The 20,922-nt window shown below is 67.4% G+C and carries 26 protein-coding genes; 16 read left to right on the top strand and 10 right to left on the bottom strand.

Annotated features, from left to right (window positions below; all coding sequences use genetic code 11):
• Window position 1: 1 nt before the first annotated feature.
• From EBL84_RS03705 to EBL84_RS03690, 4 genes are all read right to left on the bottom strand, one after another.
• The gene (locus tag EBL84_RS03705) at window positions 2–1,402 is read right to left on the bottom strand and encodes a Wzz/FepE/Etk N-terminal domain-containing protein (RefSeq protein ID WP_123139578.1); all 1,401 of its coding nucleotides are present in this window, start codon (window positions 1,400–1,402) and stop codon (window positions 2–4) included.
• A 15-nt stretch (window positions 1,403–1,417) separates the two neighbouring features.
• Complete coding sequence (locus tag EBL84_RS03700; RefSeq protein ID WP_223806949.1) at window positions 1,418–2,428, bottom strand: polysaccharide biosynthesis/export family protein; 1,011 nt, start codon at window positions 2,426–2,428, stop codon at window positions 1,418–1,420.
• A gap of 31 nt (window positions 2,429–2,459) precedes the next feature.
• Window positions 2,460–3,845: a P-loop NTPase gene (locus EBL84_RS03695; RefSeq protein ID WP_190287869.1), complete on the bottom strand. Its 1,386-nt coding sequence runs from the start codon at window positions 3,843–3,845 to the stop codon at window positions 2,460–2,462.
• 358 nt (window positions 3,846–4,203) lie between these two features.
• Complete coding sequence (locus EBL84_RS03690) at window positions 4,204–5,265, bottom strand: sugar transferase (protein WP_123139575.1); 1,062 nt, start codon at window positions 5,263–5,265, stop codon at window positions 4,204–4,206.
• 393 nt (window positions 5,266–5,658) lie between these two features.
• Here EBL84_RS03690 and EBL84_RS03685 point away from each other — a divergent pair, with 393 nt between their 5' ends.
• The 6 genes from EBL84_RS03685 (at window position 5,659) to EBL84_RS03660 (ending at window position 10,841) form a co-directional block, all read left to right on the top strand.
• Window positions 5,659–6,411, top strand: a complete 753-nt coding sequence (locus tag EBL84_RS03685) for a Nif3-like dinuclear metal center hexameric protein (protein WP_123139574.1) — start codon at window positions 5,659–5,661, stop codon at window positions 6,409–6,411.
• A 204-nt stretch (window positions 6,412–6,615) separates the two neighbouring features.
• Complete coding sequence (gene petA, locus EBL84_RS03680) at window positions 6,616–7,209, top strand: ubiquinol-cytochrome c reductase iron-sulfur subunit (RefSeq protein WP_123139573.1); 594 nt, start codon at window positions 6,616–6,618, stop codon at window positions 7,207–7,209.
• Window positions 7,209–8,453: a cytochrome b N-terminal domain-containing protein gene (locus EBL84_RS03675; RefSeq protein WP_123139572.1), complete on the top strand. Its 1,245-nt coding sequence runs from the start codon at window positions 7,209–7,211 to the stop codon at window positions 8,451–8,453. The genes petA and EBL84_RS03675 overlap by 1 nt, the downstream gene beginning before the upstream one ends.
• A complete protein-coding gene (locus EBL84_RS03670; RefSeq protein ID WP_123139571.1) occupies window positions 8,450–9,181 on the top strand; it encodes a cytochrome c1 in 732 nt (243 codons plus the stop codon). Before EBL84_RS03675 ends, EBL84_RS03670 begins: the two co-directional genes overlap by 4 nt.
• 358 nt (window positions 9,182–9,539) lie before the next feature.
• Window positions 9,540–10,166, top strand: a complete 627-nt coding sequence (sspA, locus tag EBL84_RS03665; RefSeq protein ID WP_025275053.1) for a stringent starvation protein SspA — start codon at window positions 9,540–9,542, stop codon at window positions 10,164–10,166.
• 213 nt (window positions 10,167–10,379) lie between these two features.
• Window positions 10,380–10,841, top strand: a complete 462-nt coding sequence (locus EBL84_RS03660) for a ClpXP protease specificity-enhancing factor (RefSeq protein WP_123139604.1) — start codon at window positions 10,380–10,382, stop codon at window positions 10,839–10,841.
• Between the two features lie 12 nt (window positions 10,842–10,853).
• On the opposite strand, the gene EBL84_RS03655 is transcribed toward EBL84_RS03660, so the two are convergent.
• A complete protein-coding gene (locus tag EBL84_RS03655) occupies window positions 10,854–11,171 on the bottom strand; it encodes a DUF3301 domain-containing protein (RefSeq protein WP_123139570.1) in 318 nt (105 codons plus the stop codon).
• 15 nt (window positions 11,172–11,186) lie between these two features.
• On the opposite strand from EBL84_RS03655, the gene EBL84_RS03650 reads away from it, so the two are divergent.
• Window positions 11,187–11,483: a hypothetical protein gene (locus EBL84_RS03650; protein ID WP_123139569.1), complete on the top strand. Its 297-nt coding sequence runs from the start codon at window positions 11,187–11,189 to the stop codon at window positions 11,481–11,483.
• 7 nt (window positions 11,484–11,490) lie between these two features.
• Here the strand turns inward: EBL84_RS03650 and EBL84_RS03645 are convergent, their stop codons facing one another.
• Window positions 11,491–12,552 carry an AI-2E family transporter gene (locus tag EBL84_RS03645; RefSeq protein WP_123139568.1) on the bottom strand — a complete coding sequence of 354 codons (1,062 nt, stop codon included), beginning with the start codon at window positions 12,550–12,552 and terminating at the stop codon, window positions 11,491–11,493.
• The gene (locus EBL84_RS03640) at window positions 12,549–12,995 is read right to left on the bottom strand and encodes a hypothetical protein (protein WP_123139567.1); all 447 of its coding nucleotides are present in this window, start codon (window positions 12,993–12,995) and stop codon (window positions 12,549–12,551) included. Before EBL84_RS03640 ends, EBL84_RS03645 begins: the two co-directional genes overlap by 4 nt.
• A 300-nt stretch (window positions 12,996–13,295) precedes the next feature.
• Between EBL84_RS03640 and EBL84_RS03635 the strand changes: the two genes are divergently transcribed.
• Window positions 13,296–14,495 carry a TraB/GumN family protein gene (locus tag EBL84_RS03635; RefSeq protein ID WP_123139566.1) on the top strand — a complete coding sequence of 400 codons (1,200 nt, stop codon included), beginning with the start codon at window positions 13,296–13,298 and terminating at the stop codon, window positions 14,493–14,495.
• Between the two features lie 17 nt (window positions 14,496–14,512).
• Here EBL84_RS03635 and EBL84_RS03630 read toward each other — a convergent pair whose 3' ends face one another.
• Together EBL84_RS03630 and EBL84_RS03625 are read right to left on the bottom strand one after the other, a co-directional pair.
• Window positions 14,513–15,091, bottom strand: coding sequence for a YqiA/YcfP family alpha/beta fold hydrolase (locus EBL84_RS03630; RefSeq protein WP_123139565.1), 579 nt, complete (start codon window positions 15,089–15,091; stop codon window positions 14,513–14,515).
• Window positions 15,092–15,114: 23 nt separating this feature from the next.
• On the bottom strand, window positions 15,115–16,056 hold the full coding sequence (locus tag EBL84_RS03625) for a hypothetical protein (RefSeq protein WP_123139564.1): 942 nt from the start codon (window positions 16,054–16,056) through the stop codon (window positions 15,115–15,117).
• Window positions 16,057–16,212: 156 nt separating this feature from the next.
• Between EBL84_RS03625 and EBL84_RS03620 the strand changes: the two genes are divergently transcribed.
• The 5 genes from EBL84_RS03620 (at window position 16,213) to EBL84_RS03605 (ending at window position 18,396) form a co-directional block, all read left to right on the top strand.
• Complete coding sequence (locus EBL84_RS03620) at window positions 16,213–16,977, top strand: spermidine synthase (RefSeq protein WP_123139563.1); 765 nt, start codon at window positions 16,213–16,215, stop codon at window positions 16,975–16,977.
• A gap of 119 nt (window positions 16,978–17,096) precedes the next feature.
• The gene (locus EBL84_RS17465; protein ID WP_255420151.1) at window positions 17,097–17,231 is read left to right on the top strand and encodes a hypothetical protein; all 135 of its coding nucleotides are present in this window, start codon (window positions 17,097–17,099) and stop codon (window positions 17,229–17,231) included.
• A 159-nt stretch (window positions 17,232–17,390) separates the two neighbouring features.
• Window positions 17,391–17,675 (top strand): peptidoglycan-binding domain-containing protein, encoded by a 285-nt coding sequence (locus EBL84_RS03615; RefSeq protein WP_123139562.1) that lies wholly within the window; start codon window positions 17,391–17,393, stop codon window positions 17,673–17,675.
• Window positions 17,676–17,700: 25 nt separating this feature from the next.
• A complete protein-coding gene (locus EBL84_RS03610) occupies window positions 17,701–18,024 on the top strand; it encodes a YMGG-like glycine zipper-containing protein (protein ID WP_123139561.1) in 324 nt (107 codons plus the stop codon).
• Window positions 18,025–18,027: 3 nt separating this feature from the next.
• Complete coding sequence (locus tag EBL84_RS03605; RefSeq protein ID WP_123139560.1) at window positions 18,028–18,396, top strand: hypothetical protein; 369 nt, start codon at window positions 18,028–18,030, stop codon at window positions 18,394–18,396.
• A 16-nt stretch (window positions 18,397–18,412) separates the two neighbouring features.
• Here the strand turns inward: EBL84_RS03605 and EBL84_RS03600 are convergent, their stop codons facing one another.
• Window positions 18,413–18,754 (bottom strand): hypothetical protein, encoded by a 342-nt coding sequence (locus tag EBL84_RS03600; protein WP_123139559.1) that lies wholly within the window; start codon window positions 18,752–18,754, stop codon window positions 18,413–18,415.
• 350 nt (window positions 18,755–19,104) lie between these two features.
• Between EBL84_RS03600 and EBL84_RS03595 the strand changes: the two genes are divergently transcribed.
• The 3 genes from EBL84_RS03595 (at window position 19,105) to EBL84_RS03585 (ending at window position 20,913) form a co-directional block, all read left to right on the top strand.
• Complete coding sequence (locus EBL84_RS03595) at window positions 19,105–19,626, top strand: TIGR02281 family clan AA aspartic protease (RefSeq protein WP_123139558.1); 522 nt, start codon at window positions 19,105–19,107, stop codon at window positions 19,624–19,626.
• A gap of 195 nt (window positions 19,627–19,821) precedes the next feature.
• Window positions 19,822–20,235: a nucleoside diphosphate kinase regulator gene (gene rnk, locus EBL84_RS03590; RefSeq protein WP_062273124.1), complete on the top strand. Its 414-nt coding sequence runs from the start codon at window positions 19,822–19,824 to the stop codon at window positions 20,233–20,235.
• A 138-nt stretch (window positions 20,236–20,373) separates the two neighbouring features.
• Complete coding sequence (locus tag EBL84_RS03585; protein ID WP_123139557.1) at window positions 20,374–20,913, top strand: TIGR02281 family clan AA aspartic protease; 540 nt, start codon at window positions 20,374–20,376, stop codon at window positions 20,911–20,913.
• Window positions 20,914–20,922 lie beyond the last annotated feature (9 nt).

Below are 20,922 nucleotides of genomic sequence, written 5' to 3'. Positions count from 1 at the left end.
GCTAGCGCGGTGGCGGTTGCGATGGCTCGGGAGACGGTGCGTTGACCGCCGGGATCGAGAACAGCAGCGGCAGGCCGGAGAACTGCTCGACATCGCGCGCGGTCTTGAAGGTGTGGTCGAAGAACTCGCGCACGAAGCCCAGGCTGAAGCCGGTGACGAAGCCGGCGAGCAGCCCGATCACCAGCAACACCGGGCGGTTGGGGAAGACCGGTTGGCCGGTGGAGAAGGCAGGGCTGAGGATGCTGACGAAGAACAGCGACAGGGTGGAGTCGACCCCGGCGTTGATCTCGGCCTCCTCGCGACGCTTGAAGAAGGTGCCGAAGGACTGGCGCAGCAGCTCGGCCTCGCGGCTCAGCCGGTCGCTCTCGATGCCCTGGCGCTGCAGCTCGAGGTTGCGCGCCTCGATCTCGGCGAGGCGGCGCTGCAGGATCAGCTGTTGCTCACGCAGTGCGGCGAACTCGCTGTCGAGCTGGTCGCGATAGTCGGCCACCTCCTGCTTGAGCTGCTCCATGGTGGTGGCGATCTGGGTGTCGATCGCCGCAACCGCGTGGGCGTCGGGCTCGTAGTGGCGCGCGGTGCGGCCGCGCTCGATGCGCAGGTCGATGATCCGCGCGGCGATCTCGGCGACGGTCTGGTTGGTGATGAAGGCGTAGTTGCGCAGCTGGTCGGTGGCGAGGGTGCGATCGAGGTGCTCGAGCTGTTCGCGCAGGGTTACGGCGCGGGTGTCGAGATCGAGCAGGCGCTCCTCGACGTTCTGCTTGATCAGCAGGTTGAGCTCGATCTCCTTGGTCGGGTCGGGGGTGCCGGTGGTGTTGGCCAGCTCGATCAGCGCCTGCTCGGTGGTGCTGATCTGGTCGCGGAAGCGCTCGACCTGGTTGACGAAGAAGTCGACCGTGCCCTCGGGGTAGAGGATCTCGGCGCGCCGCTCGATATAGGCGGCGAGGATGGCGTCGAGGATGACCACCGCCGCAGTGGCGTCGGCATGCTGGAACTCGACGTTGATCACCCGCGAGTCGGGCACCAGCTCGATCTGCAGTCGGTTGCGCACGCGGTGCCAGTCGAGCGTGGCGCCGAGCTCGGGGTGGCTCTCCTTGAGTCGGGCGATGGCCCCTTGCTGAACCGCCGGCGAGCGCAGCAGCTCACGCTCGGAGCGCAGGTCCTCCTCGCTGACCTTGAACGAGCGGACCTCGGTCTCCTCGAGCGACTGCGGGCTGCGCTGGAGTTCGCTGGCGCGCAGCAGGATCGCGCCCTGCGCCGAGTAGATCGGCGGGGCGAGGAAGGCGATCGCCGCGGCGGCGAGAAACACCGCCAGGGTGGTGAGCAGGATCAGTCGCTGCTGGGCGAAATAGATCTGCAGCAGTTCGCGCAGATAGTTCTCGGTACGAAGGTGGGGACGTTCCACGTCAGCTTGTCCTGGTCAGAGTTCGTCGATCGAGACGCTCTCGACGGTGATGTGCCAGCCACGGAACATCAGCGCCTCGCTCACCTGTCGGGCGATCTGCGCGGCCTCGCTGATGCGGGTGCGCGGCACGAACACCAGATCGTCGGGCATCAGATAGAACATCGGCTTGCGCCCGCCGAGCGCGCCGGAGCGGCTGAGATCGATACGGGTGGCGATCACCTTGCCCTGATGATGACGGGCGACGATCACCGAGTCGAGCTGGGCATCGTCGTTGTAGCTGCCGGCCAGTGCCAGCGCCTGCGCCACCGAGATCGGCTTGACGATGGTGAAGGCGCCCGGCTCGTTGACCGCGCCGAGCACATAGACCAGCGAGCCTGAGTGGCGCTCGAGGAAGAGGTCGACGTGCAGCCCGGAGATGAGCTGTTCGTAGTCGCGATTGAGCTCGGTGTTGAGCGCCTCGATGGTGCGACCGGCGGCCATCACCTCGCCGACCATCGGGAAGGTGACATAGCCGTCGGGGCGAACCGTGACCAGCCGGCTGAGTCCGCGCGGGGCGGTGTGCAGATCGCGCTTGAGCTCCTTGATGGCGGACTGGAACTCGGGCACCTGGACGTAGATCTCGGGGTCCTTGAGGATGCCGGCATAGGCCTTTTTGAGCTCCTGCTCGACCTGCTTCGGGGTCTTGCCGACGACATAGTACTCGCCGATGTAGGGCAGGCTGATCATGCCGTTGGGGCGGACCAGCTGCTCCTCGTTGAGCTCGGGGGTGTAGATGAACTTGACCGCGACGGTGTGATCGACCGAGATGTTGAAGGTGTCCTTCTCCAGCCAGGTGCGGATCTGGAACAGCACGTCGAGGGTGTCGCCGGGCGAGACGGTGTACTTCGGCATCAGGTCGAACTTCTCGCCCTCGGTGAAGGAGAAGGACTGACGCGCGACCACGACCTCCTCGTCGACCTCGAGTACGGTCTGCTGCTGGGCGCAACCGACGAGCAGCACCAGCAACGCGAGGACGAGGACCGGCAAGGCCGGCGTCGGCCGGGATCGGGATCTGGACTCAGGCATACAGCCCCCTGGGGATGTAGTACTTGCGCTTGTTCAGCACCGCGCCGAGCAGCCGCGCCCCGGCCGATTGCAGCCGATCCTGGGTGTACTGCATCACCTCCCAGCGGGTGCGCTCGCTCTCGATCACCAGGATCACGCCGTCGAAGGCAGTGGCGCCGATGGTCAGGTCCTGCTCGCCGAGGCTGCTGGGTCCGTCGATCAGCAGCAGATCGTAGCGCTCGGCGCCGGCGCCGCGCAATGCGTCGAGACGGGCGCGCAGGCGCTGCGGGTCCTGGCGTACCAGCATGTCACGCTGATGGAGTCCCAGGGTGACCAGGTCGAGCCCCGGGGTGTCGGTGGGGCGGATGACCTCGTCGGTCTGGGCCCGCCCGGCGCAGAACTCGCACAGCCCGGGACCCTCGTCGGTCTCGAACAGGCTCGCCAGGTGTGGGTGAGTGGGGTTGGCGTCGACCAGCAGCACTCGCAGGCCGATGTCCTGGACCCCGGCATAGGCCAGTTGCAGCGCCACCGTGGTCTTGCCGGCGCCGTCGTTGCAGCTGCTCACCAGCAGCGAGCCGAGCGGTGGCTGCTGGCGCAGCCGGATCAGGCTCGAGGCGGCCGTGTTGCGGTTGAGGGTGCGCGCAAGCTGCAGCGGGTCGAGCGCCTGGGCGTTGTCCGGCGCCGGCGTGTTCGGGGCCGGCGTGTCCGGCGGTCGTGACGGCGGTGCGTCGTGGTCCTCGGTTCTGCTGTGCTCGGTGTGTGCGAGGGTGGAGGCCGAGAGCCGCTGCTGATGGGCGACGAAGCTTTCCGGGGACTCGGCATACCACTTGCCGAGCGCCTGGATCGGGGTGTGGTCGCCGAGGATCGGCTGTGGCTGATGGTGGTTGTAGTCGCGCGCTACCTGGCGCAGCGCCCGCTTGAGCGGCTGGGCCTCGAGCCTCTCCTCGGCGCTGTCGAGACGGGCCTCGAGCAGGGTGTCGAAGCCGTGCAGCAGGGTCGTCGCGCTGACCGGCTCGGCGGTCTCCTGATGATGGGCGATGTCGAGGCTCTCGCACAGCTGGGCGAGCGCCTCGGTGTCGGGCAGCATGGCCCCGCCGTCGCTCTGGTCGGACGGGGTGATGGTGATCAGCTCGCGCACCAGGATCGGACAGGTCTTGAGCAGTGTCTTGAGAAAGGCGCGGGTCGCGGCCGGGCTGAGCTCGTGGGTGACGCGCACGAACAGCCAGCGGGTGGCCTGGTCGATGGCGACGAAGAGATACCACGGGCGCGGGTCATCGACCGGCTGGGGCAGTGTGCGGGTGGCCAGGTAGAGTCGACCGGGCTGGACGTGGGGCGAGGGGCTGGGCGCGGACTCGACAGGCGTCGCGGGGGGGGCGATCGTCTCGCTTGCCGGCGCCATCGGCGTGCTCGTGGCTGCGCGCTCCTCGACCAGCGTTGATGTCGGGGTGGCGGCGACGCTGTCCTGGCGGGGGACGTCCAGGCCCTCCGCGGCGCGCCCGCCGTCCTCGCTCGCCGGGGCCGATGGCCGCTGTGCGCCGGGTGCTTCCCTGGTCGGGGCGTTCGTCTCGGGTCCGTCCTGGGGCGAGGGTCGCGCCCTGTCTGCGCTGGACGATGAGCGTTCGTCAGGGGTGATGGAGTCAACGCTCAACGGTGAATGCGGGGGTGTCATGGATGCGTCCATCTCCAAGAGGTGCGTCTGCTGTCCGTGGACCGCAGTGGGGTACCTGCCGGACTCGACTGGAGGTCGATGCCCCAATTTAACAGAGGCTGGAGAGCAGGAAGTATTTTTGGAGCTTGAAGGCGTTCAGTGGCGTCGCCGGTCGGATCTGCAAGACATAGTCATGATAGCCCTCCAGTCCGGGGCTGGGGCGCTGCATGGTCAGCTGGGCCTCGCACCGCACGATCCGGCGCTTTTTCACGCCGCCGCCGGGATGGCTGGCCTGGCGTTCGAGTCGCAGCCGCACGAGCCGGGCTGGGGGCTGGTGCCCTGGCGGGCAGCGGATCAGCACGGCCTCGTCGTTGAGATCGACGAGCGTGCAGGCACAGGCGTGCTCCTCGTTGTTTTCGAGCCACACCCGACCGTTGTCCGGTGCGATGCGTTCGCGGAGGCGCCGTTCGTCGCGTACGCGCTTGCGCCGTAGTCGTTGTCCGAGCGCGGCGAGCAGGGTACGCAGGAACCTCAGGCCGAGCGCCCACAGCGCATAGGCCAGCAGTTGCAGGTCGTTGCCGATGCGCTGGTTGCGGATCAGGTAGAAGCTGTCGATCAGCGAGCGGATACGCTTGGGACTGCCGTGCGGGGTGAACAGCTGGGCGTAGCCGATCAACCCGGGACGGGTCTGGAAGCGCAGGTCGTAGCCGGGGATGTCGCGACACAGACGCTCGTAGATCTCCGGGCGCTCGGGGCGTGGTCCGATCAGGTCCATGTCGCCCTTGATGACGTTGATGAGCTGCGGCAGCTCGTCGATCCGGGTCTCGCGCAGGAAGTGCCCGATCGGGGTCTCGAGCCGTTGTCCGCGTCCGAGCAGGGTGGCGCCGATGATGCGGTCGGCATCGGGCTTGAGGGTGCGGAACTTGTACATCGCGAAGGGGCGCTTGTGACGCCCGAGGCGGATGCTGGAGTAGAACACCGGACCGCCGTCGGCGAGCTTGATGGCGATCGGGATCAGCACGAACAGCGGTGCGGTGCAGATCAGCAGCAGGGTGCCCACCAGAACGTTGAGCACCAGACCGGTGAGGGTGTTGAGCTTGCGATAACCACCGCTGAAGCGTGGCTGGGGGGCGACGTGCTCGGCGGGGGAGCGGGGAACCTGTGCGTGCATCGCTACCGGACTAGTGCGCTGTCGGTCCACGGCATCCGATGCCGGGTCTCCAGCATGTTGTTGTGAGCTGCCGCGACGATCAAAGCAATCATCATGCTCTTTTCGTGTGCCGTCGGTCGGCGCCTGTCCCCGGCATGCTAACGCGCCGGATCAGCGAGTAGAAGAGCAAAAAATACGCCGAAGCTAACCGATGGATGTTATGGTTTGCGGGTCCCTTGTCCCTGCCGTTCCCGGGGCGTTCGTTTCAGCGACGCCACGAGGCCTGCCCGCGAGCGTGCCTGTCAGTCTGTGACAGGATCGTCCGACAGGTGGCCTGCCGGCTGTCGGGATCGCGTTGCGCGTGGATGATGCCGATGCGCGCCGTCTCAGGATCGACTCTCAGAGGTAAGCGTCATGTGCCAGCCGCACGAACTGGTCGCTTTCTGCGATCAGTTGCTCGATGCGTCGGCCTTTGCCGACTACTGTCCCAATGGTTTGCAGGCCGAGGGGGAGCGCGAGATCGCCCTCCTGGTGAGCGGGGTGACCGCCAGTGCAGCGTTGATCGAGGCCGCCTGCGACCTCGATGCCGACGCCATCCTGGTCCATCACGGTTGGTTCTGGAAGAACGAGCCGCCCTGTCTGACCGGGATCAAGGGGCGACGTGCAAGGACGCTGCTCAAGGCGGGGATGAGCCTGATCGCCTATCATCTGCCGCTCGATGCCCATCCCGAGGTGGGCAACAATGCCACCCTGGGGCGTGAACTCGGCATCCTCGACGCGGCGCCGGCGTCCGTTGGTGGAGGCTTGCTGTGGACCGGTCGACTGGCCGCGGCGCAGGCCCCCGAGGCCGTCGCCGCGCAGGTGGCCGAGCGCCTCGGGCGTGTGCCGTTACTGGTCGGCGAGCACGCTCGAGCGGTCGAGCGCGTGGCCTGGTGCAGCGGCGGAGGGCAGGGCCACATTGAACTGGCGGCCGACTTGGGGGTCGATCTGTTTCTGAGCGGAGAGATCTCGGAGCAGACCACCCATCTGGCTCGCGAACTCGGGCTCTCGTACCTGGCTGCGGGACATCATGCGACCGAGCGTTATGGTGTCCAGGCGCTCGGTACACGGGTCGCCGAACACTTCGGATTGCGCCATCAATTCATTGAGATCGCCAACCCGGCCTGAGTGCCTGGTGTGGTTAATGTGGTAAAATGGTGCTTTTTCCGAGTTTTTCTTGACCCGTCGCGTCAAGATCAAGGAAAATGCGCGGTCGGTTCTGTAGCCAATCGTCATATTCTTATCTTCCATCTAAACCTTTCGTCCAATCTGCGTGTGGTGTCTGCCTGAATGCCGTCGGCAGCCTCCGCACCAGTCGGGGGTAGCTAGCCTATGAGCGCGCAAGGCGTGAACAAACTGAGGCGACGAGTACTCGTCGCTGCGACCAGCGCGGTCGGTGCCGTCGGTGCCGGCTTCGCTCTCGTCCCGTTCGTCTCATCCATGAACCCGAGCGCGCGCGCCCGGGCCGCGGGTGCGCCGGTCGAGGCCGATGTCAGCAAGCTTGAGCCCGGTGCACTGCTGCGCGTCAAGTGGCGCGGCAAGCCGGTGTGGGTGGTGCACCGCACGCCGAAGATGCTCGAGGCACTGGCGAGCAACGATCCCAAGCTGGTCGATCCGGGCTCCGAAGTGCCGCAGCAGCCCGAGTACTGCCAGAACCCGACCCGCTCGATCAAGCCCGAGTATCTGGTCGCCATCGGCATCTGTACCCACCTCGGCTGCTCGCCGACCTACCGCCCCGAGTTCGCCCCGGAAGATCTCGGCGCCGACTGGAAGGGTGGCTTCCACTGTCCCTGCCACGGCTCGCGCTTCGACCTCGCGGCACGCGTCTTCAAGGGTGTGCCGGCCCCGACCAACCTGGTCATCCCCAAGCACACCTACCTCAACGACACCACCATCCTGATCGGTGAGGATGGAGGAGCTGCCTGATGAGTGCGGAAAAGACTGAAAACCTCGACTGGCTGAACCAGCGCTTCCCGCTGGCCAAGACCTGGCGCGCGCACGTCGCCGAGTACTATGCGCCGAAGAACATGGGCTTCTGGTCCATCTTCGGCTCGCTGGCGCTGCTCACCCTGGTGATCCAGATCCTCACCGGCATCTGGCTGGCAATGAGCTACAAGCCTGCCGCGACCGAGGCCTTTGCCTCGATCGAGTACATCATGCGTGATGTCGACTGGGGCTGGCTGATTCGTTACATGCACTCCACCGGTGCCTCGGCCTTCTTCATCCTCATCTACCTGCACATGTTCCGCGGGCTGATGTGGGGGTCCTACCGCAAGCCGCGCGAGCTGCTGTGGATGATCGGCCTGGTGCTCTACCTGGTGATGATGGCGACCGCCTTCTTCGGTTATCTGCTGCCCTGGGGCCAGATGTCCTATTGGGGCGCGCAGGTCATCGTCAACCTCTTCGCCGCCGTGCCCGGCATCGGCGAGGACCTCTCGGTCTGGGTGCGTGGTGACTATGTGATCTCCGACGCCACCCTCAACCGCTTCTTCGCCTTCCACTTCCTGCTGCCCTTCGTGCTCGCCGCGCTGGTGTTCCTGCACATCGTCGCGCTGCATCACGTCGGCTCCAGCAACCCGGACGGCATCGAGATCAAGAAGGGCCCCAAGGGCAACCGCTGGGACAAGAACGCCCCGGCCGACGGCATCCCCTTCCACCCCTACTACACGGTCAAGGATCTGGTCGGCGTTGCCATCTTCCTCGCGCTGTTCTCGCTGGTGGTGTTCTATGCCCCGACCATGGGCGGGCTGTTCCTGGAAGCGCCGAACTTCCAGCCGGCCAACCCGCTGCAGACCCCGGCGCACATCGCTCCGGTGTGGTACTTCACCCCCTACTACGCGATGCTGCGCGCAGTGCCGCCGATGTGGGGTTCGCAGTTCCCCGGCGTGGTGGTGATGTTCGGCGCCATCCTGATCATGTTCCTGCTGCCCTGGCTCGACCGCAGCCCGGTCAAGTCGATCCGCTACAAGGGTCCGATCTTCAAGGCTGCCCTGGGTATCTTCGCGGTGACCTTCGTGGTGCTGGCATGGCTCGGCATGCGCCCGGCCTCCGATCTCTCCACGTTGCTGTCGCAGATCTTCACGGTGCTGTACTTCGCCTTCTTCCTGCTGATGCCGATCTACAGCTCGCTGGACAAGACCAAGCCCGTTCCTGAGAGGGTGACCTCATGAGAAAACTGATCATCGCCACCCTGCTGCTGCTCTCGCCGGTCACGCTGCTGGCCTCGGGTGGGGGCGCGCATCTGGAAGACGCCGACATCGATCTGCACGACAAGGCCTCGCTGCAGCGCGGTGCCAAGTACTTCGTCAACTACTGCATGGGGTGTCACTCGCTGCAGTACATGCGCTACAACCGCATGGCCGAGGACCTGGGCATCGACGAGATCTCGCTGCGCGAGAACCTGATCTTCGGTGACGCCAAGCCGGGCGACCTGATGACCAACTCGATGCGTCCCGAGGACGGCGAGAAGTGGTTCGGCACCGCGATCCCGGACCTCACCCTGGTGACGCGCTGGCGTTCGCCCGACTGGGTCTACACCTACCTGAAGAGCTTCTACGTCGACGACACCCGTCCTTACGGCGTCAACAACGTGCTCTTCCCGCTGGTCGGCATGCCCCACGTGCTCGGCGGCCTGCAGGGTGTGCAGCAGCCGGTGATGTCCGAGTCGCATGACGGCGGCGAGGCGATCGCGGTCGGTGTCGAGCTGGTCGAGGAGGGCACGCTCTCCACCGAGGAGTACGACACCATGGTGCGCGACATCACCGCCTTCCTGACCTATGCCGGGGAGCCGATGAAGCTCGAGCGTCAGCGTCTGGGGCTCTATGTCCTGCTGTTCCTCGGCGTGTTCTTCCTCATCGCCTACTTCCTGAAGAAGGAGTACTGGAAGGACATCCACTAGTCGCTGACTCGTGGAGCCCGGTCGCACGAGGCTGAACTCTGCGACCCTCGAGGCCCGTCACTCTAGCGAGTGACGGGCCTCGTCGTTTGGGTCGGCCTAGCATGTCCGGGGTGCCTTGTCGAGGGGGTGTGGGTGAAAAAACACCCCGGTGAAAGCCGGGTCAGAGTATACTCTCCGGGTTGGTGTCCGCCCTCCAGGCATGGCCAAGGCGTGCGGGCTCGACATGACGGTGTCGCGTAGATGCGCGCGCATGGCGCGGTTTTCGCGCGAGGCTGGTGGTGCCGCTGCCAGGGTAGGCTGGCGGTCTTGACTCTTTGGAGCCCTGCCGGGCTCAGCCGACGCGCTGGAGAAGGGAAGAATGGCAGTGGCTGCGAGCAGACGAGCTGTGATGACGCTATATTCGGATCCTGTTTGTCCTTATTGCCATCGGGTGAGAATGGTTCTCGCCGAGAAGGGAATCAGCGTTGACGTGGTCGACGTCGACGCCCACGATCTGCCCGACGAGGTCATGGACTTCAACCCCTATGGTACGGTCCCGACCCTGGTCGATCGTGACCTGCGCCTCTACGAGTCGCAGATCATCATGGAGTATCTCGACGAACGTTTCCCGCATCCGCCGCTGCTGCCGGTCGATCCGGTCTCGCGGGCCAATGCGCGTCTGTTCATGTATCGCATCGACCGCGACTGGTACGCGCTGATGCGGCGCATCGCCATGGGCGATCAGAAGGAAGCGGCGCAGGCTCGCAAGGAGCTGCTCGAGAGCCTGATCGTGACCGCCCCGGTGTTCGGTGCCCATCCCTACTTCATGAGCGAGGAGTTCTCCATCGTCGACTGCTGCGTGGCACCGCTGCTGTGGCGTCTGCCGCGTCTCGGCATCGAGCTCCCGGCGCAGTGCGCGCCGATCCGCGCCTACATGAAGCGGATCTTCTCCACCGACGCCTTCCGTCAGAGCCTCAGCGACGCCGAGAAGGAAATGGCCGCCTAGCGGGCTGAGCCGACCGTCGGTCCCCGAGTCGCCCCGGCATGGCGGCGGCTGCTACTCTTGTAGGCGGTCCGGGCGCGTCGCTACACTGAGCGTCTCGTCCGGGCTTGGCCGGTGAGTGCCGTGTGCGGTGTGCCGGAACACCATTCCGTGCGTCAGGCGCCGCCGATCCAGGCCTTCCCGGATCGCCCAGACCTCCAACACCAGACCGCTATGATGACCTCGACCAAACCCTATCTGATCCGCGCCATCCACGAGTGGATCCTCGACAACGACATGACCCCGCACCTGGTCGTCGACGTCAGCTACCCGGGCATGCGCGTCCCCACGGAGTTCGCCGAGGATGGCCGCCTGGTGCTCAACATCTCGCCCTCGGCAACCCGTAACCTGCTGATCGGCAACGAGTGGATCGAGTTCAACGCCCGTTTCGGTGGCGTTGCCCGCGATCTGCTGATCCCGGCCGAGGCGGTGATCGGCATCTTCACCCGCGAGAACGGTCAGGGCATGGTGTTCCCGGAGCCCGATGCCCCCGAGGAGGACCTGCTGCTCGACGACGAGCTCCCGGTCGAGAGCGGTCCGACACTGCGTCCGGTCGAGAGTGGCGAGGGTGCGCGCGATGAGGCGCCGTCGCGTCCGGCCAGGAGCAAGGGCGGCCCGACCCTCAAGGTCGTCAAGTAACGCGACTTGCGTTCAGGCGTCCTCGCTGCGCGCCGGCAGGCCGAAGCTCAGCTCCTCCAGCGCGATCCCGCGCAATACCAGATAGCCGCTGCGCCGTCCGGTCCCTTCCTCGCTGAACTCGAAGCGATAGACCCGGCGCAGTCGCACCCCGCCGGCGCCCCAGCTCAATCCGATCCGGCGCAGCGCGACCGTCTGGTCGAGCAGCTGCAGGTCGCGCTGGGCGCAGCCGCGATCGCACAGGACAAGTGCTCGCTCGCGGGCGCGCAGACCATCGGCCCAAAGCCCGGCGAGCGCGGCGAGCAGCAGGATCGCCAACAGCTCCTCGCTCATCCCCCGATTCCCGTGATGGCGCCGCTCCGGCGCTGCTGGCCGTTGCTGCTCGCCGTGCTGTTGTCCGGCTGTGGCGGCGGTGATCCGGGCGCGCCCGCCGATGCCGCGCAGCTGCGCTCGCTGCATGCCCTGATGGTCGAGATCCGCGCCGATCTCGCCGCGGCCCGCGTCGCCGAGGCGCGCGCCGGGCTGCCAGCGCTGCGGCGTCTGGGGCACGGGCTGACGGCGTCGCAGCAACGTTCGGTCGAGCGCTTGACGGCGCTGGTGGAGACCGAGTGGCGCTGTGCTCGCCAGTGGCGCTGCGACGATTGACCGGTCCTCATTCTGCGTGCGCCTCACGGGTGTCGCCGGTGGTGACCTCGGGGCCGAGCAGGATCGCGATCGGTCGGGTCTGCGGGGTGGCGTCGAGCGCGATCTTCAGCGACATCGTCAGCGGCACCGAGAGGAACATGCCGACCGGCCCCAGCACCCAGCCCCAGAACACCAGTGAGACGAACACCACCAGGGTCGAGAGCCCGAGTCCGCGGCCCATGATCCGGGGCTCGAGGATGTTGCCGACCAGGGTGTTGATGGACACATAGCCGAGCGCCACCAGCAGCGCGCTCTGCAGGTCGAGCTGGACCAGCGCCAGCAGCACCGCCGGGATCGCGGCGAGGATCGAGCCGATGGTCGGCACGAAGTTGAGCAGGAAGGCCACCGCCGCCCACAACACCGCGAAGTCCACCCCGAGGATCGCCAGCCACACCCAGACCGCGAAGCCGGTGCCGAGGCTGGTGACGGTTTTCAGCCCCATGTAGTGATTGACGCTGTCGAGCACGTGCTTGAGCCGCGCGATCGAGGCCTCCGGGGTCTTGAGCGCGAGGGTGAGCTTGGCCGGCAGGTTGGTGGCCTCGAGCAGGATGAAGACCACGGTGAGCAGGATCAGGAAGGTATTGGTCAGCGCGCCGCTCAGCCCGGAGATCAGCTCGCCGGCGAAGCCGAGCGCGCGCGCCGGGTCGATATAGGTCTGCAGCGCCTCGCGCGAGGTGTGGATACCGATGCCGTCGAGCCAGCCGACCAGTTCGCCGGTGAGCTGCTTGAGCCGCTCCTGGTACTCCGGCAGGCTCGCCTCGAAGCCGCCGAGGGAGCCTGCCACCAGCACCCCGGCGATGCTGCCGACCCCGACCAGCCCGAGCATCACCGCCACCAGCGCCAGCCCGTTGGGCAGGCCGCGGCGGCGCAGATAGCCGAGCGGCGGGCTGGCGATCACCGCGATGAACACCGCGAGCAGGAAGGGGGCGATCAGCGACGAGGCCGCCTGCATCCCGGCGATGACCACCACGAAGGCGCCGGCGACCAGCAGCAGCCGGGCTGCCGAGCTGAAGCCGATCTCCTCGCTCATCGCTCGCGCGCTGCCGGCAGCTCGAACTGCGGCAGCCCGGTGTGCAGCCACCAGGTCTCACGCTCGGCATCCCAGCGCCAGGTCTGGGCGTCGCTGACCTGGCGCAGCACCTGGGTGTCCTCGTGCAGGTAGTCGATGAGCACCAGCTGGTTGGCGGTGTCCTCATCGGGCAGGTTGAGCGGGCGTATCACTTCGTAGCCGGTGACACGGACGCCGGAGAGATCGGGCATCGGCGCCTCGGCGCGCAGCTCGGGGTCGAGCATGCCGTAAGCGGTATCGAAATAGCTCCAGCGGATGGCGGTGTGATAGCGGTAGGTGGCCGCCTGCAGGCTGTTGTTGCGCTTGTCCCTCTCGACCGTGGCGCAACCGCCGGCGAGCAGCGCCAGCACGACGGCGGCGAGGACCAGCGAGACGAAACCTGGGGTCGATGAGCGAGGCTGCATGTGGGCTCCGGGGTTCCTGTGCTGCACCGTCGAGCGATGATAAGCCATCGGGCGCGTTCGACCAATCCGCGACCGGGGGGTATGATGCCGGCCCTCATCGACACCGGGATGTGTCGCCGCTGTCCGCGCCGCTCGCCGCGTCTGTTCGTCGGTTCGCCGAGCGCACCCTGGTTCGGCGGGACTCGACCCGCGGCTGCCAACGTCCGCGGCCATGAACCGAATGAGCCTGATTCCGTGCCGCTGTCCTCCAGGAACGGGGCTGCGGTGTCCTTTTCTGTTGCTGTCCGCGGTGAACCCCTGATGCCCGAGATCGCTGAACCCAATCACGAAATCGTCCGAGACGGGGTCCACTACACCCTGCTCGGCACCGCCCACGTCTCGCGGGTGAGCGCCGAGCAGGTGCGTCGACTGATTCGCAGCGGCGACTACGATGCCGTTGCGGTTGAACTCTGTCGCAGCCGTTACAAGGCGGTGATCGACCCCAAGTCGCTGTCACGGATGGACCTGTTCTCGGTGATCCGCCAGAACCGGGTCTACATGGTGGTCGCCAATCTCGCGCTCTCGGCCTATCAGCAGCGTCTCGCCGATCAGTTCGGCATCGAACCCGGCGCCGAGCAGCGCATGGCGCTGCGTCTGGCCGATGAACGCGAACTGCCGGTGCTGCTGATCGACCGCGAGATCGGGACGACGCTGCGGCGGATCTCGGTCAATCTCGGTTGGTGGCGGCGCTATACCCTGTTCACCGGGCTGCTCGCGGCGATGGTGACCTCCGAGCAGGTCACCGAGGAGGAGGTCGAGCGGCTCAAGGAGGGCGATGTGCTCGAGACCACCTTCGCCGAGTTCGCCGCCGATCGTCGCGATCTTTACCAGCCGCTGATCGAGGAGCGCGATCGCTACATGGCCGCCAAGCTGCGGCGCGAGGCCGAGCGCACCGGTGCCAAGCGGGTGCTGGCGGTGATCGGTGTCGGCCACCTGCGCGGCATCGGGCGCTGTCTGGCCGAGGAGGACGAGTCGCCCGACCAGGTGACCGCCGAGCTTGAGCGGTTGCCGCCTCCCAACCCCTGGCCGCGTCGCCTGCCCTGGGTGCTGGTGGCGCTGATCCTCGCCGGCTTCGGCTATGGTTTCGCGATGAGCCCGGAACTCGGCTGGGAACTGGTGGTGAGCTGGGTGGTGATCAACGGCGGGCTCTCGGCGCTCGGCGCCCTGGTCGCCGTCGCGCACCCGCTGACCGTGCTCTCGGCCTTCGTCGCCGCGCCGCTGACCTCGCTCAACCCGACCATCGGCGCCGGCATGGTCACCGGCGCGGTGGAGTTGTCGGTGCGCAAGCCGAGCGTCGGCGACTTCAGCCGGCTGCGCGACGACGTCGCCTCGCTGCGCGGCTGGTGGCGTAACCGGGTGGCGCGGGTGTTCCTGGTGTTCCTGCTCAGCTCGCTCGGTTCGGCCCTCGGTACCTATATCGCCGGACTGCGTATCGTCGGCCAGCTGGTCGAGGCGCACTGAGCGCGCCGGCGCCCGGCTCAGGCGTCGGCGTCGAGCTGGGCGCGGATCAGCGCCACCGCTTCGTCGAGGTGCTGGAAGGCGTGATCGCCGCCGTCCCAGACTCGCACCCGGGCGCCGGCGCCGCACTCGCCATAGAGACGTTCGGCGATGCGATGGTCGATGACCTCGTCGCCGCGGTCGAGGAAGACCGTGGTCGGGACCCCGTCGCAGGGCTGCTCGACGGCATAGCGCCGGGTCTGTTCGGTCTGCTCGCGACTGACCTGATAGCGCTCGCCGTCTGCGGTGGTCAGGGTCTGGCCGGCATAGTCGTCGAAGAAGGCCCAGGGGGTGAGCGCGGGGTTGATCAGATAGAGGTGCGAGAAGCGGAAGCGGCGCGCCAGATACTGACCGTAGAAGCCCCCCATCGAGCTGCCGACGACCGCCGGGGAGGGATGGTCGAGTCCGGCGAAGAAGCGCTCGAGGGTGGCGATTGCGGCATCGGGGCGATGGGCCGGGTAGTCGATCGCCCGCACCGGGTGGGGGGCGAGGTGTTCGCGCAGGAAACCGGCCTTGAACGAGCGGCTGGAGCTGTTGAGGCCGTGGAGATAGACGAGCATGGCGGGGTGGTTCCGGGTCGGGGTCAGCGGATGGTGGGCGGGCTCTGGCGTTCGTCGGCGGTCGGGCCGAAGAAGGTCTGGCGGAACTGGGCGCAGCGCTCGATGTACTCGCGCGTGCTCTTGGGCATGGGCACGCGGGCGCGGACGATGAAGCGGACCAGCTCGGCCCCTTCGCACAGCAGCCGCGATCCCTCGAGCGCCTCGCGGATGGCCAGGGTGCCGGCATTCGTCGGGAGCTGGGGCTCGAGTTCGCAGAGTCGGTCGCTGGCGACGGCGAAGGCGGGCCAGACGTCGAAGATGGTCGGGTCGGTGCGCAGGATCTCGCACTTGCGCTTGGCCGTCTCGGCCAGGGCATCGACCGGCGCGGCGATCTCGGGGAGCTGACGACTGGCGGCGAAGCCATCCTTGATCGCCCCGGCGATGCGGTCGATGTCGCGCATGGTCATGGCAATCTTGACATAGCGGCTCTCGTAGAAGGCGGCGATCGGCATCGAGAAGGCCTTGAAGGGCTCGCCCCAGAGTTCGTCGATCCCCTCGTCGCCGCCGCGATGACGGACGATCTTGCCGAGTTCGAGCGCCTCGAGCAGATACTGTCCGCACTCGCGCATCAGGCTGTTGTCGGGGCCGATCTCCACCCCGGTGGCCTGGAGCTCGACGAGACAGCTGAAGATGTCGGCGGCGCGGTTGAACAGGGCGCCGGCGAGCATTGCGCCGTTGACCCGCTTGCGCTCCGGATGGCATTCGGCGGCATAGGCCGCGCGCGCCTCGTCGAGCCGGGCGCCAGGGATGTTGATGCCGTGCTCGACGTGGTTGAACAGCCTGCGAGTCAGCGCCTGGATCAGCTGGCGCTTGGTCTCGAGGGTGTCGGCGGGTGGTTCGTAGTACTTGATCCAGTACCCGTCGTAGTGCACCCGGGTGTCGCCGTCGATCTTGCGTCTGGTGCCGTTGGCGATGGTCTGGGACATACGTCGCTGGGATCGAAATGACCGGAATGGGGCGCAGTGTAGAGAAGAGCTTGCGCGCCGTCAGCCCTTGCCGAGTCTAGACTGATGCCATGGGGCGGCAATCGGGTTCGCTACCGCTGCCGGGCCGCCTGGATCCATGCTGTCGAGAGAGCATCAATGCAACATAGGGACAAGGTCGCGGCCATCTTCATGGGGCTGTTCGTCTGGGGGTTCGCCGGTGCGCTGTTCGGTGCGCTGTTCGCGGGCCTGTATCAATTGCTGGTCGGGTTGGGGATTGCGGGCTGGCTGCCGCTGCTGATCGCCGCCACCATTGCCGCCACCACCACCTCGGCCTTCTACAGCGCCATGCCGGTGGCCCTGGCCGGGGCCATGGCCGGGGTGCTGGCCTCGATCGCCTATCTGATCGCCACCGGGCATCAGGTCGAGCTGCCCTTGATCGCCGGCCTTGCCGGTCTCGCCGGGGTGCTGGCCGGCGGTTTCTATGCCTGGGCCATCAGCAGCGGTGCCCGCCCCCTGGCGCAGACCTTCAGCGGTCTGCTCGCCGGTCTGCTCGCCGGGACGGTGCTGGCGCTGCTCCTCGGGCTGAGCGGGATCGAGGTCGGGATGTTCACGCTCGCCGCCGGGGTCGTGGCGCTGGTCGGCTCGATCTATCAATTCTCGGTGCGTCGGTTGGCGCATGCCGCCGACTGGCTGCCGGGCGGGCTGTCGGCGCCAGTGGTGGCGGGCTTGATCGCCTCAGTGGTCGGCGCCAGTGTGTGGATCGTCGGCGGTACCACCGCCGGGCTGCATGTCGCGCCCGGCGCGGCCTTCGAGGCGATTCTCGCCGAGGTCCCGGCGGGTCTGCTCGGCGGCGCGCTCGGTGGCGCGCTCACCGGTCTGCTGCTGGAGTCGCTCGGTATCGATCTGCAGGCGATCGCTTGAGCGCCTGCCTCGGGAACGAATCGGGCACTTATGGGCTAGGCTCAGGTCTACAACCCTGGTTGCTGAATGGTTGTATTGGTTCCACTTTCTTGCATCTCGTTGATGAGGAGGTCTTCATCATGTTGTTGTATGTCCTGCTACTCCTGGCCGTCGGGATCGTCATCGGCTGGAACTGGCCGCAGCCGCCGTGGGCGCGTGATTTCCAGGCGCGCGTGGTCGACACGGTGCGCTCGCTCACCGGCAAGGCCAGGTAAGACGCGCGGTGCGCTGAGGAGCCAACCGCGCGTCACTGGACGCGCGGTTGGCTCCGGGCGGCTTCAATCGGTGGGGTGGGACGGCTAGACGGCCGATGCCGGTGGGTCACTCGATCCACGCATACATCCATCCAGTTCATCCGAACCGCGAGGGAATCCATGCGCAGTATTCCAAAACTTCTCGCCCTGATCTCCGCGATCCTCTGTCTGGCGGTGCTGAGCGCCCCGCTGCATGCCGCGCCCTTCAACGTCCAGCGCGGCCAGATCGCGCTCCAGGAACTCGGCTATGCCCCCGGCCCGGCGGACGGGATCTACGGCCCGGCCACCCGCTCGGCGATCAAGCGTTTCCAGCGTCATCACGGGCTGGCGGTCACCGGGCGCTTCAATCAGGCCACGGTGGCGCGGCTGCGTCATCTGATGCAACGACGACACATGCGTCGTTGATCGTCCTTCTGTGAGGTGTTGTCCCATGCCTATTCGACTCGGTGCAGCGGCGCTGTGCCTGCTCGCTTCATTCCTCTCGGTCGGTTGCGCCACCCAACCCGGGCGCGCCACCACCGGCGGCGCGCTGATGGGGGCGGCCACCGGTGCGGCGATCGGCTCGTTGAGCGCCGACGCCGGCAAGGGTGCGTTGATCGGCGCCGGTGCCGGCGCGCTCGGCGGCTATCTGATCGATGCCGAGAACGCCTCGCGCCGTCCGCCGCCCTCGCGCTATGGGCCGCGCCCCTATCAGGGGCAGCCCTGTCCGCCGGGGCTGGCGCTGGGGCGTGGCGGGCGCTGCGTGCGTTACTAGGGGATGGAGCGCTTCGCCCTGGCGCGGGTCGCGCTCACGGCCCAGACGTTGCAGTCACGGCTCGGGATCGCCGAGCTCGCCGACTGCTGCGCCAGCATCGACCGGGTGCTCTGGCATGATGGCGCCGAGGGCGAGCTCTACTGTCTGTGGGGCCAGTTCCTGGTGCGTCGCGAGTGTCTTCGTGGCGGTGTGCGCTTCGCCCTGCCGGAGTGCCCCAATGCGCTCGCCTGGACCCTGACCGAGACGGTCGATGGCGGCGCGGTGATGATCCACTGCACCATCGCGCGGCACGACCCCGAGCCGGAGTTCGTCGAGTCGATCGAGACCTTCGTCGAGGACTGGCGCATCGGGTTGGAGCGCTGTTGCGGTTGAACGCCCGAGGCTCGGCTCAGAGCACCTCGAGCGCGCGGACCAGGGCCTCGAGTTCGGGGTCTTCGGCGAGCGCCCCCTCCCAGACCCGGTAGCGCCGCTGGGTCGATCCCTCGCCGATGTTCAACTCGACGATGAACCCCGAGGTGTCGGTCGGCGCCGGACGTTCGTCGGGTGCGCCGAGGGCGCTCGTGAGCCGTTGCAGACGCGCGCGCTGCGTCTCGTCGAGACAGCCTCGGCGCGGGGCGTGGCTGGTGTAGTCGCCATTCTCGATGCGGTAGTCACCAGTGGCGTCGATACGGATCTCGACGGCATAGTCGTCCTGGCCGATCATGCGGTAATGCAAGGGTTCCAGCGGCATGGCGGGATCTCCGTGGCGGCGTTGCCGATTCCGGCCCGACGGCTGTCCGGCCGGTCCTGCGTCCAGCATAGTGCAGTGGCCGGTCGCGGCCCGCTTGCTTTTGGGCGCGCCGCTTGGCACCCTCGATTCGAGATGGGCGCCGTGGTGTCGGCGTCAGCGGGCGATGTCACCTGCATCGTGCAGGTTGCCCGCCCCGCTGGCCGGGGGGTGAGAGCCCCTGCGCGCACCGTGGCTGGGCGCGCTTCGGCTCGTGTCCGCGCTCGCGCATCCGCGTTGCCGGTCACGACCGGGGGCGGTCGGCCAGGCGCCCGTGAAATCCGGACTCCCGCACCCCAGGTCGTCAGATATCGATGTCACGCCCCGAGGAACTCCCCCGCCGGATCGGTCGGGCGATGCTGCTGGCCGCCTGGGTCGTCGCGCTTGGGCTGTTGGCGTGGCTGTTCGATGATCTGCTCGATCGCGATCGAGCACCGCCGCCGCGGGTGTTCGTCGCCCCCGACGGGGTGCCGAGCGTGGTGCTCGAGCGCAATCGCGCCGGGCACTATGTCGCCGATGGCCGGATCGACGGTGAGCCGGTGCGATTCCTGGTCGACACCGGCGCCACCGATGTCGCCCTGCCGCTGGCACTGGCGCGTCGCCTGGGCCTGGAGTTGCGCCCCGGTGGGATCAGCCGCACCGCCAACGGCGAGGTGCGGGTATGGCGCACGCGGCTGGCGCGCGTCGAGCTCGGAGGTCTGGTCGCCCATGACGTGCGCGCCGCCGTACTGCCGAACATGCCGGGAGACGAGGTGCTGCTGGGGATGAGCTTTCTCGAGCGCCTCGAACTCGTCCAGCGCGGCGAGACCCTGACCCTGAGGCCTGCGTCGGGCTGATCCCCTACGCCCCCTGTTGCCGAGGCGTCGCCGTCAGTGGCGACGTGTTCGTTCGCGCGTCGGTCGGAGAGCCCGGCGCCGGCAGCGCGAGCTGCAAGAAATCCGGGGCCGCGCGCCTGGCGCGCCGGCCCCGATCCCTGATGTCGAGCGCCCCATGAGGGGGCGCGGACTGGTCTTTTCCATCGAGATGACACCGTGAGCCAGAAACCACCCCTGATCGTTTCGGAAACCGATTTCGAGCGTCTGCAGCGATTGCTCGATACCCTGCCTGCCGATGGCGTCCCGGGACGCGACAACCTCGAGGAGGAGCTCGAACGCGCCGAGATCGTCGCTTCGGAGCAGGTGCCCGCAAACGTGGTGACCATGAACTCCCGGGTGCGGGTGCGGGTCTCGTCCTCCGACGAGACCTTCGTGCTGACCCTGGTCTATCCCAAGGACGTCGACCCCGAGGGCGGCACCGTCTCCATCCTCGCGCCGGTCGGCAGCGCGCTGCTCGGGCTCGCCGAGGGCGCCGAGATCGACTGGCCGCGTCCCGGTGGCACGCTGATGCGGGTGTGCATCGAGGAGGTCCTCTATCAGCCCGAGCGCAGCGGCGAGTATCACCGCTGAGGGTGGCCACGCCTCGCCTGGGTTACACTCCGGCCGTCTCCGCCGCGCGCGAGACGTCGCCGGGGTCCGCCCAGGCGGGCCCGGATACCGGCGAGACCGCCGTCTCCTCTCCCCAGTTCGTCCAGGGACATGCCCGTGATGAAACCTTCGCTCCGCCCCGTCACCCTGCCGCCGTCGCTGCGCCGTCGCTTCGGCTCGTTGCTGCTGCTGGCCGCGGCGCTGACCCTGGTCGGCCTGGTCGGGACTCAGCTCGGCCAGCGCCATAACCCCAATCCGCGTCCGGTCGCCTATCTCGGCAGCGACGGCGTGCCCGCGGTGGTGCTCGAGCCCAACCAGGTCGATCAGTACGTCGCCACCGGGCAGATCAACGGCCATCCGGTCGACTTCCTCGTCGATACCGGCTCGGCTGATGTCGCCATGCCCTACCTGCTCGCCCAGCGTCTCGGCCTGAGGCTGAGGAGCGGCGGTTACAGCAAGACCGGTAACGGCAACGTGGCGACCTGGCACGCAACCCTCGAACGGGTCGACGTCGGCGGGTTGGCGGTCACCAACGTCAAGGCCACGGTGCTGCCCAACATGCAGGGCGAGGAGGCGCTGCTCGGCATGTCCTATCTCAAGCACATGGAGGTGGTGCTGCGCGACGGCACCCTGTCGCTGCGTCCCCTGGGAGGGGACTGAGCGCTGTCG

The organism is Marichromatium sp. AB31 (assembly GCF_003718685.1).
In the GTDB taxonomy this organism is placed as follows: domain Bacteria; phylum Pseudomonadota; class Gammaproteobacteria; order Chromatiales; family Chromatiaceae; genus Marichromatium; species Marichromatium gracile.
The sequence above is the reverse complement of the archived record's forward strand: the minus strand, read 5'-3'. Positions and strand labels throughout refer to the sequence as shown.